Below are 14,531 nucleotides of genomic sequence, written 5' to 3'. Positions count from 1 at the left end.
TCAACCTCGGAACACGTCGAAAGGCTCGATCTTCAGCACTTTCCGCACGCCGATATAACTGGAGATAACGGCAATGATCAACACCATCGCAAACGCGACCCCGAGGTTGGTATAGGTAATCATGCTGGCGTAGTTGGGCAGGCGCAGCTTAGCGATGGCGATCATCAAAGTGCATAAACCGACGCCCAAACCATAACCCGTCAACGCAGTGAATCCGGCCTGGAATACGATCATCGCGATCAGTTCGTGACTTTTCGCGCCGATGGCTTTTAAGGCGCCGAATTTATCAAGGTTTTCCAGGATGAAGGTGTAGAAGGTCTGTCCGGAAATGGATAAACCGACCACGAAACTGATGACGGTCATAAACAGGATGTTGGTACCCAATCCGGTTTTGTACTTGTAATAGGTGGAGATGTTGTCGCGAAACTCATCGCTGGTGACCGCCCGATAACCCATTTTGCTGACGGCTTGTTTGATAGTGTTTATATCACTGTCGGTTTTGGGTTCGACCAACACGTACGAGGTGGTAAAACGGGCGGAGGGTATGTATTGAATGGCACGATTGTAGGTGGTGTAAAGCGTGGGGATACCGAACAAGCCATTGGAGGCCACCTTGGCGATGCCGACAATCACGCCGCGGTGTTGATTGAGCTCAAATTCGGTGCCTAATGCCGGATTTTCCAGCTTTTGGTATTCGACATCCTTAACGACGATAAAACCGTTTTCCGCAAAAATGTCTTCGATATTGCCCTCCAGCAACTCCGGCCGGCCAAACAAACTGGTATCGTCCAGGCCCAGTACCGTCACCGACTGAAACACCCCGCTACGCAACTTTAAGGTGGCGCCGCCGGAGAATAAAGGCACCGCGTATTTGACGCCTTCGATGCTGCGCACGGCATCCAATACATAATCCGGCATCGGTATGCTGCTGGCGACGGTGGTAACCGCCGGGTCCATCACCCAGATTTTGGCGCCTATATTGGTCACCGTCGAGGATGCGCTTTTTAAGACGCCGGCAAAGATGGACGTCATCTGTACCATCAAAAAAACCGCAAATGTGATGCCGATCAGCAGCGCCGCGAACTTACCCTTGTCGTTGACGAGTAACTTGAATGCAATCCTTAGAATACCTTTCATACCTAGCCAACTCTAATCCCGTTAAGCGCAATCTTATTTCGGAGGCGGCGGTGGCGGTGAGCCAGGCGGTGGCGGCGGAATGGCGGCACCGGCAGCTTTCGGCGCGCTCGGTTGCGGCACGGCATTTGAAAAACTGCCGGATACCGGCACCTGATGGCCTTTTGCATACATGCATTGGATGAAGGCCACGTCATAACGCTGCTGCGTGGCATACATCGAACTGCCGGCGGTGCCGGCACCGACCGCGCTGCCGGCGACTAAGCCGGCACCGGCACCGGCGCCAATCGCCGCACCGCCTCCACCGCCGATAGCCGCACCCGCAGCCGCGCCGACCGCTGTGCCGACTGCGGCACTGGCGACCCCGCTATTCACGCCGGCTTGATTAGCTGTAATACCACCCACCTGCGCATAGGCAAATTGCCGGCAAATCGCGTCGTCAGCGCGAAACTGATCGAAAGACTGACCGCTGCCGGGTAACACCAGCACGCTGGGACCATTGGGCAAACTGGCGCAGCCGGCCGCCAGCAATATCATCGTGATTGGCAATGCTTTTGAAAAATGTGACATCGCAATTCTCCTTTAACGGGGTGGTGCCGGTGGCGTGGGCTCTACCAATTGCCAACCGCCGGGACATTCCTTAACGTAAGGATAATACCCTTCGGGATTATGGCAATAATGCCAATAAGCGGCGGCATCCTGTTGCTGGTTTACCGCCGGCTGCTGTTGGATGTAAACCGGTGGACTTGTCGGCACCGCGACCACCGGTGGCGCCGAATAATACGGATAATAGGGATAGCCGTAATAAGAATAAGGATACGAGTAAAAAGGCGCGCCGAAATAAAAACCAAAACCGCCGTGACCGCCCCCGTGGTAACCTCCGCCGTGATAGCCACCGCCATGACCACCAACTCCGTGCGCCCAATTCAACCCGCTGTAAACACTTGCGGCCGCAAATAACATTGCGGTTAGCATTATTCGTGTTTTCATGTTTTTCTCCCGAGAAAAAACCCAACATTGTCCTGAACGGACAGTGAGCGATAGAGATCATGTTGAAATTGGCGCTGTTCGCGGTTAAACGGCAGCAATCCAAACGATAAAATATTTAGCATCCGTCAGAAATACAGACTAAGCCATTCGCTGTCTGTACGTTTGCACGCCCACATAGCCTTGGTTTCCGATGCTTTTTGGTTAGGGAAAGCCAATTCCATGCCAATTAACGTTTGCAGCCCTTATCAAGCTAATGACCTCGCTACGGTGAGCACAGCTCCATACCGGCCCGTTCGGTGCGCTTATAAAACGGAACTGATGGTTTAAATAAACCGGTGGATACACCAAATAACACACTATGACCTCTGTTTTACCGGCCGGTGCCGCCGGAAATTAGTCCGGAATCTTCGGAATCACTGGCGCCTTGGACAAGGGAAGCATCCTTTTATATCCGTTATCGCAGGCAACTTAATACCAAAAGAGCTTGGCGCAGTCATTGCTTATAACGATTAAGGTCTGTGCTGGTTATACCAACGGCAAACAGGGGCAAAATAATTCGCCTGAAACGCAGGCAAGGCTCAGAATGGGTATGAAGTCGGTGCATCAATCCGGCATGCAGCGAAGGCCAGGCAGAGGTAGCAAAGCACTATTAATATGAGGCGGATATTTCACGTGACCGGTTTGCTTGTTATAGCATTAGCAATAGCTATTTTGCTCGGCTTACGTCCGATCTCGACGAATTTTATCGGCTACCTGGCCTGGAAAGTCTCAAACCACGTAGCGACCACAACCGGGGACATCACGAATCAGGGCGCCAATATCCGTTATGTCTCTTACGGTCACGGCGATCCGGTCTTATTGTTGCACGGCGGCTTGAGCAACAAACTCAGTTGGTTTTCTCAAATACCCTGGTTAGTAGCATCGGGAAGACGCGTAATACTCATCGACACCCGCGGCCACGGCGAATCGACTCCGGGCCATTCGCGACTCAGCTATCAAATTTTTGCCGAAGACACTTTATTGATTTTAGATAGACTTGATATTCGGCGAACCGATATTATCGGCTGGAGCGACGGCGGCATTATTGCCTTATTGCTTGGCCTGGAAGCCCCGCAACGCGTGGGAAAAATCGTTGCTATCAGTGCTAATTTTCACCCGTCCGGCCTGATTGCGGAAGACGACCGTAATCAGGATGAATCGCACGGGCTTCCGCATCGGGAAATTATGGCCAGAGTGCGTGGCTGGTGGTCTGGCGCGGGCGAAAGACACGCCGATCTGGAAGCGGAAATTAAGGCATTATGGCGGTCGGAACCGCAGCTGAAGCATGCTGATTTAAATGCGATCACGGCTCCTACCCTCGTGATTGCCGGCGAGCACGACATTATTGATTTACCTCACTCCGGCGAGTTGGCGCAAATGTTGGCAAACGCCAAAATAGAAATCGTGCTGGGTGCGGGGCACGCCGCGCCGGTAACCCATGCCCGCGAAATAAACCAATTAATTGCCTCCTTTCTAGGCATTGAACGGAAATAACACGCTAACCAATATTGTTTCCAAGCCATGAAAATCAAAACAAAACTGTTTATCGGCCTGTTGTTCTTGCTGGTACTCGGCTTGGGATTGCTCAAGTTCAGCACGGTTCCAGTCGTGCAGAAAACGCTTCAGACCGAATATTTTGACCAGGTGTTAATAGCCGAACCTTTATGGGGTTCCCAAGCGCAGTTGCTGGTTTTCGTCGATACCGGAAAATTCATCGCGAGCGATCTTGCGCAAAGTCTGGCGACCATCGGCGTTACCGTCGCCGTCGTAGACAGCTCACAAGTGTTTGCGGAATTCGATACGGCAAGCGAGAAGTGTCTTGATAACAATTTCCTGGTCTCGTCCATATCCTCTCTCAGCAAAATCCTGCCGCCAGCCAATACCCGGCGCTTGATAGTTGCCGGACTTGGCGAAGCGGCATTAATCCCTTTTATCAATGCTCAATCAGCGTCCGGCAAAGACGCCATTAACCTGTCTCTCGGCTTTTCGGTGGACTTGCCGGCCGATCTGACACTGTGTCCGCCGTTGTTTAGCCAACATAAAAATCAAAAACACGTCCTGAGCGCTTCGCCACCCCCGGAAGGCAAATGGCGCTCGGTCTGGACCGATCAGCCGCCGAACCAAACCGCTGTTTTCATCAAAATGCTGGGAAACGTCGACACTCGAATTGCAGCTTACGATACGCCGCTGGACAGGCTCTTGATCGAGGAAGTCAAATCGGCGGCCGGTACGGCACAATCGTTGGCGCCGCCCCTGCCGGTGGTTGAAGTCCCTGCCGCTAATCCCGGCGAATCCGTCACCTTGTTTTATTCCGGCGACGGCGGCTGGCGGGATCTGGATAGAACTGTTGCCGGGGAAATGGCGGCGCAAAATTATCCGGTGGTGGGCGTCGATGTCTTACGATACTTCTGGGAGCATAAAACGCCGGAACAAGCCGCAACCGATTTAGCCGCCACCATGGCTTACTATCGACAGCACTGGGGCGTAAAGTCTTTCGTATTGGCAGGCTATTCCTTCGGTGCCGATATTTTGCCGGCTGATCTATAATCTCCTGCCGCGTCAGGATCAGGATAGCGTTTCGCTGCTGGTGCTATTGGCATTGGCTAATCATGCCGATTTTGAAATTCATGTTTCCGGCTGGCTCGGTCAGAGCGGTGGCGAAAGCCCGCTGGCGCCGGAACTGGCCAAGATGCCTCAGCAGAAGATCTTATGCGTTTACGGAAAGGAGGAAAAAGCGGAAACAGCCTGTACCAGCCTGCGAAATAGCGCGGCCGGCATTCTGGAATTACCCGGCGGACATCATTTCGATCAGGATTATCCCAAGCTGACCCGGCAAATTCTGACCATCTATCGACAACACGGCATTCACTAATTTTCGCTTTCCGCCATCAGCATGCACCTATGACCCGTGAAACAGTAAACCGCTTTACCCAAAAACTAGCGCATTGGTTGCCGGTGATGTTATTTGCCTGCGCGCTCTTCATTGTCCATAAGCAACTTGAAACGCACGATGTCCGCGATATTCTGGCATCGTTGCAAGCCACGCCGGTTGCAATTGTATGTGTGGCTTTGACGCTCACCGTCATCAATTATCTGGTGTTGGCGGGTTATGACTGGTTGGCTTTACGCTTCACCGGCCATCCCCGGATTCCGCTACCAAAAATGATTGCAGCCGCCTTGTTAAGTTACGCCATCAGCAATAACACGGGCCACGCCTGGGCAGCCGGCGGCTCGATTCGCTATCGGTTTTATTCAAAATGGGGCGTACCGGGCTGGGATATTTTAAAAATATCCTTGTTTCAAGCCATTACCTATTTATTGGGCGCGCTGAGCTTGGGCCTGGTTGGCAGTTTGTTATTGCCGCAGTATTTATCAAGCACCGTGCCGGAGCCGCCGGCGGTCCATTGGGTCAGTCTGATATGCGCCGCCGCGTTGTTAATTTATTGGGGGGCCGTGCTGCTTTGGCGCAAACCGCTGTTTATTAGGGGCTTTGAATTATATCTGCCATCGCCGGCAATGGCGTTGGGGCAGACCGCGGTGTCCAGTATCGACGTGGTGCTTTCCTCATTGGTGTTATGGGCGCTATTGCTGGGTAAAGTCGATATTGGATTCGGCACATTCTTGGTGGTTTTTGTCGTTGCCCAGGTTGTGGGGGTGATTAGTCAGGTACCAGGCGGCATAGGGGTGTTTGAAAGCGCTTTCCTGTGGTTGATGTCGGATATCGAACCGACCGACCAGCATTTAATCCTAATCAGCGCACTGTTGCTTTACCGGGTTATTTACTATTTTGTACCCTTGTTGCTGGCGGGCGCCGGTCTGCTGTGTTACGAAATCTACAGCCGCCGGGAATTGATCATCGAAAGCGGCATTGCGTTGAGCCGGATACTCTCGGCTATCGTCCCGCAGCTATATTCGCTTTTACTGTTGTTTGCCGGCAGCATTTTATTGGTTTCCGGCGCCCTTCCCGCCAACTCGGAAGCCTTGGAATGGCTGAGCGATCTGGTGCCCTTGCCTATTGTCGAGCTCTCTCATCTGGCGGGCAGCCTCATCGGTCTTTTATTACTGTTTCTGGCGCGCGGCATCCTGCTTAAAATCGATGCCGCCTGGTACGGCAGCCTATTTTTATTGGGATTGGGCATTATCGCCTCGCTGTTAAAAGGCTTCGACTGGCGGGAAGCCTTGACGCTATGCATAGTGCTGACACTAATGCTACCCGCCCGCGGCCACTTTCAGCGCAAATCGTCCTTGCTGCGTATGTCTTTTTCCAAATCCTGGCTGGCAACCATAATCATGGTGCTGGCGGGCTCGATTTGGCTCGGATTTTTCGCCTATCGGGATATCGAATACGCCCATGACTTATGGTGGCAGTTTTCCTACGAAGGTAACGCCCCAAGGTTTTTGAGAGCCTTGTTATTGCTGGCTGTCGTCACCGTGTCCTACGGCTTATCGCGCCTCCTGAGCGTCGCCCCGCCCAGCAGCATGGCAAAGCCAAGCGAAATGGAACTAACCGAAGCGCAACAGCTTTTGATTCAAAGCAGCCATACGCAAGGCTTCCTGACGTTGCTGGGCGACAAATATTTACTCTGGAACCCCGATCGAAGCGCATTCATCATGTTTACGGTCACCTCTCAATTCTGGATCGCCATGGGAGACCCGATTGGCGAACCATCCGCCATCGAAAACTTGCTTTGGCAATTTCAGGAACAAGCCGACAGCTATGGCGCCAAACCGGTGTTTTACCAAGTCAGCCAGGAATTACTGCCTTATTATCTTGATTTAGGGCTATCGCTTTTCAAACTCGGCGAGGAAGCGCGGGTGGATTTATCGGCGTTTACGTTGCAAGGCAAGCAACGGGACGCCCAGCGCAGCGCCCGCAACAAATTCGGCAAATTGGGTTATCGCTTCGAAATTTTATCGGGTCAATCCGCCGTGGCATCGTTGCCCAGGTTAAGAGAAATTTCCGATGCTTGGCTTACCAGCAAAAACACCCGGGAAAAAGGATTTTCGCTGGGCTTTTTTGATGCCGCGTATTTACAACGAACCGATATCGCCGTGATTAAAGATGAATCCGGACAAATCAGGGCTTTCGCCAATCTTTGGCAAACCGCTGATCGGCAAGAACTATCCATCGATTTGATGCGCTACGATCCGCATAGTCCGAATGGCATCATGGATTTTCTTTTCGCCGAACTAATGCTTTGGGGGAAATCGGAAAACTATCGATGGTTTTCGCTAGGCATGGCGCCCTTGGCCGGCCTGGAGCGCCGCCCCCTGGCGCCGCTTTGGCATAAAATCGGTACCACAATCTTCGATTTAGGCGATCACTTCTACAACTTTGAAGGCCTCTACGAATATAAAGCAAAGTTTGCCCCAATCTGGCAGCCCCGTTATCTGGCAGCGCCGGCCGGCATCTCGGTACCCTTTATTTTGATGTCGATTACCCGCGTGATTTCGGGCGGCTGGCAAGGCATTGTCGGCAAATAGCATCCGCCTCCTCTGCCGGCGATTTATGCCTCGGCCTTATCCTCGTTTGTCTGCTTCGACATTAACCCGGAAAACATGGGTAGATAAGCTTGAGCGGCATGATTGACCGCCGTGGTCATTTTTGTGTATTGATCCAGTACATGTTGTCCCAGCGGCGTCAAGGTCGTGCCGCCGCCGTGCCGCCCCCCCTTGGCCGAATGAACCAGCGGCTCGGCGAAGCTTCGATTAATCACATCCACCAACAACCAAGCCCGCCGGTAACTCATATTCATGGTTTTACCGGCAGCCGCTATCGAGCCGGTTTTCTGAATCGCCGTCAGCAGCTCGGCCTTACCCGGCCCCATCGCAATTTCATCGTTATGCAGTAAACGAACAGTAATCTTAAGGTGCGGAAGCTGTGAATCTGTTTCTATGTCTGTAAGTTTCATGCCATTTTAACGAATGAAGGTGATAACCAAGGTGTTCATGATATGGCTGACCAAAATTACGCCACTACTTCAGCCTAGTTCTAATTACCATTTATAACAACTTAAGTTCATTCGATCAAAACTGTATTAACAGCGCACGAAGACGCCCCGGCTTTTGCGTTGTCTAAGGCGGAGCCGATAAAAACGCCGGCAGCGGCGTATCCAAGCCACCGGCGCCGACCGCCGGAATCGTCAATTGCCGGTCTTTGGCCAAATTGGCGTCGAGCGGATTACCCGCCGCGACCTGCCATTCGTCGCCGGCTTGACCGTCTATTAGCATCAATTGCGGATGATCGAACGGCGCGCGCTGATACCTGACGCGTTCGTCGGTCAAGGACAGTAAAAAGTTGGTCATATCCGTAATGTTTTGCTCCGAATTCAGCAAGGTGGAAAAACTGGCGAGGTGAAAATGCTGGGTCTCGCTGCCGAAATTGCCGTGCCGGCCGTAAAACTCGATCACTTGCCGCAAAGTCGCCATGCCGCCGTTATGCATATACGGTCCGGTCAGCTCGACATTGCGTAGCGTCGGCACCTTGAAAGCGCCTTGAGTCGCTATTGCCATTTTCGAGCCGGCCAGATTGGCTTGAGCCGTCGCCGCGTTCGGAATGTAGGCCGTCACCGGATTCAGGCAATTTTGATTGCGCAACATACCCTCGCGGCTACCGTCGGCAATCAAACCATCGCTCGGTAAAAAGTAATTCGGCAGATTGAGCTGAACGTTATAAGCCAAGGGGCTGATGAAATCGCAGGCCCGGATGTTGTTCACGCCCGGATCGACGATGCCCGCGGCATTGCCCAATAAATAATCGACGTATTGCTCGGTAAACGACAGCGGATTACCGAAGGTGTCCACCCCGGCCAGCCCCGGATCGTCATTGACAGGCACCGCGCCAACGTTGGTAAATCCCAAGTCCATCAATTTGGGCATTTGTTTGATATTGGTATCGCGAGTGACCGTGTTGCCGTATTGATTCAAACCGGCCTTGGACGCCGCGTTGAACGGCCCGAAAGCATTCGGCCCAAAACCGATCGGCGTGGCCGGCGGGCCGAAGCTGGCACCGGGTTTGGGTGTCAGCAAGGCGGCATTGGTCGCCACCGCCGCCAAACTCAAGGATGGGCCGGCATGGCAAAGATTGCAATGGTTATTGATGAATAATTCCACGCCGTTTTTCAGCGACGCGACCAAGGCCGCCGTACTGGCCGGACTATCGGCCGCGACATTGCTCCAGGTCGGCTTCATATTGGCATCGAGCGGACTAAGATCGAACGGCGCCTGGTCGGATACCAGCGTGGATTCGTAAAGCTGGATCGCAATCCCAAAGAACAAGGAAAAATTGGCTTCCATCTGATTGTAAGGCACGCCGCCGCCAACTGGCGTGCCGAAGGGGCCGACGCCACTGTATGACCAATATTGCGGATTAAAGGCCTGGGTGATCAGGCTCTTGTAAGTGCTTTTCAAGCCCGGTTTCAGGCCGCCTCCGCTGCTCAAACTGAGCTTCCCCAGCACGCTGTCGTCCGGATGGACTTGCTGATTCTGCAAGGCTTGCCGCAATAACAGCTTACGGCCGATATCCGGCCAGCCGCGCCCCTGGCATCCCATTTCGGTATCGCTGAAAACCGGCGGCGCCAACGCTTGCGACGCCAGCGACGAATTGATCAAATGCAATTTTTGCTTGGTCACGGTTTGCGCATTGACTTTCACCCAAACCCCGGCGTTCGGATCGCGCTCGCCCCACGGGCTGCTGCCGTTAAAGATATTGTTGGCGCGGCCATCCCAAAAATTACGGTGATTGAACACCGCATTGATCACGGTCGGCGCGTTTCTGGACGTCACCTTGCGCACGCCGATTTGCTTGACGTTAAACAGCGGATCGGCGCTACGCAGACATTGATCGTTGGCGCCGCTCGTTTGCGAAGTGGTTTTGTATTGCCCGCCGAAGCTGCCGGCGGAACCCACCACGTCGTCGGTGCTGAAAATCAGCTGGCTGCTGTTGTCGGCCGGATTGCTGAATTGATACAACGGAAAATCGTCCAGGCTCAAAGTGTGGTTCGGGCCGCCGCCTCCGGAAGGCAGACTGTCAAAAGTCCGGCCGTTATTGTGACCTGGATGAATCTGATTCTTGACGCGGCCGTCGGCGCCGGCTTGGAAATGGCAGGACGCGCAGGCTTGACCGTCGCTGCCGACGCTCTGATCCCAAAATAGAGCCTTACCCAACGCAATCGCCGCATTCTTATTCACTACCATCGGGTTGGCACCATCCAACAGCCCAGGCACGGGTGGAATCGGTACGTTGCGCAGGGATACCGGAACCGGGCCGATAGCCATAACCGCTTGCGCCGCCAATACGCCGCTCGCCAGAAGGATTCTATAGATAATTCGCATGGCAACCTCGTTAACGAAACCGGTTTATCGTTACTGCTTGTGATTCGTGAGAGAAAGACTTACGCCCCAACCTACTAACATCGGCAAACAGCCGCTCAAAAACAGCCAGATGCCGGCCGGCAGAGGTATGGCGGCAACTCCGGCGGCGCTGACGAAAATCTGCGGATGGCCGCCGGGTTTGGTGAGTTGATTGACCAGATAGGTCACATTCGGGTCCGCTGCCGAACCGAATAGCGACACGATCCCGCCACTGCCGACGCGCGCCAACAAATCGGCGTTTTCGCCCAAATCCCAGAAACGCGGCGCACAGACATCATTGCTGCAATTATTGGTGCCGTTGAAATCGCCGCCGCTGTAACCGTAGCTACCCAAGATTTGGATGCCGTCCAGCAGCGTACCGTAACTGCCGTCGGCGCCGAATATCGAATTCCAGTTCAGATCGTTATTGGCCAGGCCCAGCGGACCGGCCGCCGACGCGGTAAACCAGTTATCGTGTGCCAATAACGAAATATTAAATGCGCCGGCAGCCGGCACGTTGAACTGCGGGTTATGCGCCGGCACGCCGAGAATGTCGAAATTGCTGTACCACTTCACCGACACATCGGTGACATGCCAGTTGCCGATACCATATTGACTGTCGAATCCGGCCTTGATCGCCGCTGTATCGTAAGCCACCAGCAGATCCAAGGTTCTGGGGTAAACGATACCCTGGATATAATCCGGCAAATCCGCCGAAATCTGCATCGCCCCGAAAGCCGACATATCCCGATTGGCGTAGTCCGGGTCGCTGGAAATAAAAGTATCGGCAACCGCATCGATACTCAGCGTGGTATCGGCCAGGGCCACATCGACATGACCGCTCAGGGTAAACGCCGCGGCCAGCGCCAGACCGGCGCGACTGATTTGATATGTGTTCATAAGTAATCCTAAATTTGGAGAAATATCTGCTTAAACCATGTTCGACTCATGAAAGCCGCTTCGCCGCCAAGACAGACAATGGCTGCGAGCGGAGAGCCCAAACAGGGACAGGCAGCCACTAACGAACAACCAGAAAGCGGCTGGAATCGGCACCGCAGAGGCACTGACGAATAGCTGCGGATGGGCGCCGGCGGCACCGCGCTGGCTGATGATATAGCTGACGTTAGCGTCCGCCGCCGAGCCGAATAAGGAAACGAGACCGCCGTTACCGATAATGCCGAACAAACCAGCGTTGCTGCCTAAATCCCAAAACCTGGGGTCGCACACCTCATTGGCGCAATTGTTACCGCCGTTGAAGTCCCCGCCGGTATAGGCGTAGGTACCTAGGATTTGCGCGCCGTCCAGCAAATTGCGATACGCCCCGCCGCTGCCGAATACCGCATCCCAGTTCAAGCCGGTATTGGCAAAGCCCTTGTCGCCGGCAGTGGCAGCATCGAACCAGCTGTTATTACCCAACAAGGAGATATTGAACGACCCGGCAGCCGGTACATTGAACTGCGGATGCGTGGCCGGTATGCCGAGGATGTCGTAATTGGAATACCACTTCACCCTAACATCGGTCACCCGCCAATTGCCGGCGCCGTATTCGGCGTCGAAGCCGGCCTTGATGGCCGCGGTGTCGTAAGCCAATAGCGCGTCCATAGTTCTGGGAACATTCATGTCCTTCAGCGGATTGGGCAAATTCGCCGAAATCTGCATCGAGCCGAAGTTGGATAAATCCCGATTAGATAATAAGGGGTCGCTGTTTAGATAGGTGTCTGCCACTGAATCGACGCTTAGCGTCGTGTCGGCGAACGTTGTTTCGGTTTGACCTAATAGCGCTAAGGCCAAGGCGATGCTCATCGGCGAACGCTTGGCAAGTATTTCTATCATTGTTGTACTCCTGATAAGTTGTCACTATTCAGCGAATCGGGAAATCTGAAAATCGCTGAGAAATTGCCCCCTCTCCCGCCGGAGAGGGATCGCTGTGCTACGCGCTGAATAATTACAACAACGCCCGTAATTGCGCGGATCAATGCACAGTGCTAGGCGCAATGTCCGCATTCGAAGATGCCTGGAATTTTATCTGATCGAAAACCCGCGCCATTTCCTCCGGATTGACTTCCGCGATCCGGGCGGTCGCAAACACCTCTTCGCCTCTAGCCCAGCGCTGCTGACAGCTCTCGTCGTTTAATGCCAGAAGCAAGGCTTGATTCAGTTCGTACAGATTCCAGGCGTAACCGGCATCGCGCAAAGCCGATTGCAGCGCGTTCTGAATCAAGCCGCGAAATAGCCGATGCGGCTCGGAAACGGGGATTTGTTCGATACGCCCGGCTGCCGCATCGACGCAAGCCCGCGCGTCGTAACAGGCATGACCGCGGCAAGCCAGAGGACGCACCGGATAAATCAGACACGCGCCTTGCATGATGAAGGGGCAACGCCGTTTTAATTTCACCCGTTGCGCTTCGTCCAAGCCGCAGGTTTCTTGATTGGCCTTCGCCACCCGTTTCGCCAGATTGATCTCGCTATCCGGAAACTTGGCCCAGGCGATGTAACGGGCGATCAACAGCACTTCCGGCGCCGTCGCGGTTACCCGCAACGTGCAGCAGGTGGCGCAGCCCTTGTGGCAGGCAATGGCCGGATAATCCTTGGCCGACATCGCCATATTGCCTTCGAAACTGCTGAAGGCCTGCGACAACAAGCCGTCGATCAAATCTGCGCGGCCACAGCGGCTGCTTAGCGTTTCCGCAAAAGCCTGCGCTTGCGCAGCAAAAAACTCAAAGGTCTCGGTTTCATTCATAATCACGCTCTCGGTCGGACTATCCTCAAAAAATTGCGAGGAATCTTCGCTTAAACCCACGGTTCCCCGCTCCCCCCTCGCTCCGGGATACATGACCACTCCTTCTCCCTAAGGTAGTAGGTTGGGATTAGGGGTATCAAATAAGCAAAAAGCTTTGTTTGGATCCTCTCGGCAACTGTTCCATGCCGTTGCCCTGCCTCCTGCATCCTTGCATCACCCTAGCCCTGCCAGGAAAGGGAGCTAAAGCCTCAAGCAGAAACAGCTTTACGCCGGCCAAACAATCCAAATCCAGCCAAAGCACTGCCAAACAACCATATCGCCGCCGGCACCGGCACCGGCGCTACCGCCGTGGAATTGATGGAGTAACCGCTTTGGCCGGCATCGGCCAAATTGCCGGACACCCGGTTGGTCCAATCGATCGAATTGGCGCCAGTGTTCGAGGTATAGGCAAAAGCGTAAGCGTTAAACGCCAGAGTGGTGGCATACAGGCCGGAGACGCTGAATTCCACCTTCGCGCTACCGGCATCGGTTTGCGAACGGGTTGAGGTATTTCCCACCCAGAGGTCGATGAACATCAGGTATTCCGCCGTGGCCGGATCGTTGACGTTCTGGCCGGAATAAAACGGCAATGTCCCGGTGCCCGGTCCGGGTTTAGTGGTCTGCGGGCCGTACAGAAAATCGCTTTTGCCGAAAGTTTCATTGACGGCGCCCGACACATAATGAATATCGGTGCCAATAACATTGGCCGCCGCGGTCCATTGGTAACCGCTGGACTTGATGCTTAAATTAAAGTCGTTGGAAATAGGTCCTTTGACCGACGCCAGCAAAATGATGCTGTCGTTGTAGCCCCGGCCGCCGGTAGTAGTGACCCAAAAGGTTCCCGAGGTAGTCGAGGTAGTCGAGGTAGTCGAGGTAGTCGAGGTATCGATATTTTGCGTAGTCACCTGGCCCGCCAACGCAGCTGAGGTATTGGCGCTGCTGGTCGAGATATGCAGTTGATTCAAGCCGCCGCCGTCCGCCTTGATGTAATAAGAGTCGCTAGGCCCCGAGCCATTCTGCGCGCCATTGTCATTGGACACGTTGATATTAATATGGTGAAAATCCGGCAACGGCGCGATATCCGCGAACGCCGGAATTGCGGTACCTAATAATACCGGGCCGATACACACTGTCAGAACGGTTTGCTTCTTCATGATCTTTCCTTTTTATTGAGTTGAATGGTTAAAAATAAAATGCCCATGGCTTGCCGGCGCCAAAACAGCGGGCTGAGCAGTTA

The 14,531-nt window shown here is 53.9% G+C and carries 13 protein-coding genes; 4 read left to right on the top strand and 9 right to left on the bottom strand.

The genetic code is table 11. The annotated features are described in order from the left end of the window. Genes ACH50O_RS21450 through ACH50O_RS21440 form a run of 3 tightly spaced genes read right to left on the bottom strand, consistent with a single transcriptional unit; the run spans position 1 to position 2,124 of the window. On the bottom strand, positions 1-1,137 hold the full coding sequence (locus ACH50O_RS21450) for an ABC transporter permease (protein WP_446809788.1): 1,137 nt from the start codon (positions 1,135-1,137) through the stop codon (positions 1-3). Between the two features lie 33 nt (positions 1,138-1,170). After that, a complete protein-coding gene (locus tag ACH50O_RS21445) occupies positions 1,171-1,704 on the bottom strand; it encodes a hypothetical protein (protein ID WP_446809787.1) in 534 nt (177 codons plus the stop codon). Between the two features lie 12 nt (positions 1,705-1,716). After that, positions 1,717-2,124, bottom strand: a complete 408-nt coding sequence (locus tag ACH50O_RS21440) for a hypothetical protein (protein WP_446809786.1) — start codon at positions 2,122-2,124, stop codon at positions 1,717-1,719. Between the two features lie 672 nt (positions 2,125-2,796). Between ACH50O_RS21440 and ACH50O_RS21435 the strand changes: the two genes are divergently transcribed. The 4 genes from ACH50O_RS21435 to mprF are packed head-to-tail and all read left to right on the top strand — an operon-like array spanning position 2,797 to position 7,647. Then, positions 2,797-3,657, top strand: a complete 861-nt coding sequence (locus ACH50O_RS21435) for an alpha/beta fold hydrolase (protein ID WP_446809785.1) — start codon at positions 2,797-2,799, stop codon at positions 3,655-3,657. 27 nt (positions 3,658-3,684) lie between these two features. After that, entirely contained in the window at positions 3,685-4,710 is a 1,026-nt protein-coding gene (locus ACH50O_RS21430; protein WP_446809784.1) for an AcvB/VirJ family lysyl-phosphatidylglycerol hydrolase, read from the top strand. Then, positions 4,682-5,035, top strand: coding sequence for an AcvB/VirJ family lysyl-phosphatidylglycerol hydrolase (locus ACH50O_RS21425; protein WP_446809783.1), 354 nt, complete (start codon positions 4,682-4,684; stop codon positions 5,033-5,035). Before ACH50O_RS21430 ends, ACH50O_RS21425 begins: the two co-directional genes overlap by 29 nt. A gap of 29 nt (positions 5,036-5,064) precedes the next feature. After that, the gene (mprF, locus tag ACH50O_RS21420; RefSeq protein ID WP_446809782.1) at positions 5,065-7,647 is read left to right on the top strand and encodes a bifunctional lysylphosphatidylglycerol flippase/synthetase MprF; all 2,583 of its coding nucleotides are present in this window, start codon (positions 5,065-5,067) and stop codon (positions 7,645-7,647) included. Positions 7,648-7,670: 23 nt separating this feature from the next. Here mprF and ACH50O_RS21415 read toward each other — a convergent pair whose 3' ends face one another. The 6 genes from ACH50O_RS21415 to ACH50O_RS21390 form a co-directional block, all read right to left on the bottom strand. Then, positions 7,671-8,075, bottom strand: a complete 405-nt coding sequence (locus ACH50O_RS21415; protein WP_446809781.1) for a winged helix-turn-helix domain-containing protein — start codon at positions 8,073-8,075, stop codon at positions 7,671-7,673. Positions 8,076-8,238: 163 nt separating this feature from the next. Further along, a complete protein-coding gene (locus ACH50O_RS21410) occupies positions 8,239-10,497 on the bottom strand; it encodes a cytochrome c peroxidase (RefSeq protein WP_446809780.1) in 2,259 nt (752 codons plus the stop codon). Between the two features lie 30 nt (positions 10,498-10,527). Next, positions 10,528-11,415, bottom strand: a complete 888-nt coding sequence (locus tag ACH50O_RS21405) for a hypothetical protein (protein ID WP_446809779.1) — start codon at positions 11,413-11,415, stop codon at positions 10,528-10,530. Between the two features lie 30 nt (positions 11,416-11,445). Then, positions 11,446-12,348, bottom strand: coding sequence for a hypothetical protein (locus ACH50O_RS21400; protein ID WP_446809778.1), 903 nt, complete (start codon positions 12,346-12,348; stop codon positions 11,446-11,448). A 139-nt stretch (positions 12,349-12,487) separates the two neighbouring features. After that, on the bottom strand, positions 12,488-13,348 hold the full coding sequence (locus ACH50O_RS21395; protein WP_446809777.1) for a YkgJ family cysteine cluster protein: 861 nt from the start codon (positions 13,346-13,348) through the stop codon (positions 12,488-12,490). 155 nt (positions 13,349-13,503) lie between these two features. Continuing rightward, positions 13,504-14,448 (bottom strand): VPLPA-CTERM sorting domain-containing protein, encoded by a 945-nt coding sequence (locus ACH50O_RS21390; RefSeq protein ID WP_446809776.1) that lies wholly within the window; start codon positions 14,446-14,448, stop codon positions 13,504-13,506. Between the last annotated feature and the right edge of the window lie 83 nt (positions 14,449-14,531).

Source organism: Methylomonas sp. 2BW1-5-20 (assembly GCF_052474515.1).
Note: the sequence above shows the minus strand (reverse complement) of the source record. Positions and strands in the feature narration are given on the sequence as shown.

Excerpts from the sequence above, each read along its gene's own strand:
- ACH50O_RS21390 (WP_446809776.1), bottom strand. The coding sequence starts at position 14,448 with ATGAAGAAGCAAACCGTTCTGACAGTGTGTATCGGCCCGGTATTATTA.
- ACH50O_RS21395 (WP_446809777.1), bottom strand. The coding sequence starts at position 13,348 with ATGTATCCCGGAGCGAGGGGGGAGCGGGGAACCGTGGGTTTAAGCGAA.
- ACH50O_RS21445 (WP_446809787.1), bottom strand. The coding sequence starts at position 1,704 with ATGTCACATTTTTCAAAAGCATTGCCAATCACGATGATATTGCTGGCG.
- ACH50O_RS21440 (WP_446809786.1), bottom strand. The coding sequence starts at position 2,124 with ATGAAAACACGAATAATGCTAACCGCAATGTTATTTGCGGCCGCAAGT.
- ACH50O_RS21400 (WP_446809778.1), bottom strand. The coding sequence starts at position 12,348 with ATGATAGAAATACTTGCCAAGCGTTCGCCGATGAGCATCGCCTTGGCC.
- ACH50O_RS21430 (WP_446809784.1), top strand. The coding sequence starts at position 3,685 with ATGAAAATCAAAACAAAACTGTTTATCGGCCTGTTGTTCTTGCTGGTA.
- ACH50O_RS21415 (WP_446809781.1), bottom strand. The coding sequence starts at position 8,075 with ATGAAACTTACAGACATAGAAACAGATTCACAGCTTCCGCACCTTAAG.
- ACH50O_RS21410 (WP_446809780.1), bottom strand. The coding sequence starts at position 10,497 with ATGCGAATTATCTATAGAATCCTTCTGGCGAGCGGCGTATTGGCGGCG.
- mprF (WP_446809782.1), top strand. The coding sequence starts at position 5,065 with ATGACCCGTGAAACAGTAAACCGCTTTACCCAAAAACTAGCGCATTGG.
- ACH50O_RS21405 (WP_446809779.1), bottom strand. The coding sequence starts at position 11,415 with ATGAACACATATCAAATCAGTCGCGCCGGTCTGGCGCTGGCCGCGGCG.
- ACH50O_RS21450 (WP_446809788.1), bottom strand. The coding sequence starts at position 1,137 with ATGAAAGGTATTCTAAGGATTGCATTCAAGTTACTCGTCAACGACAAG.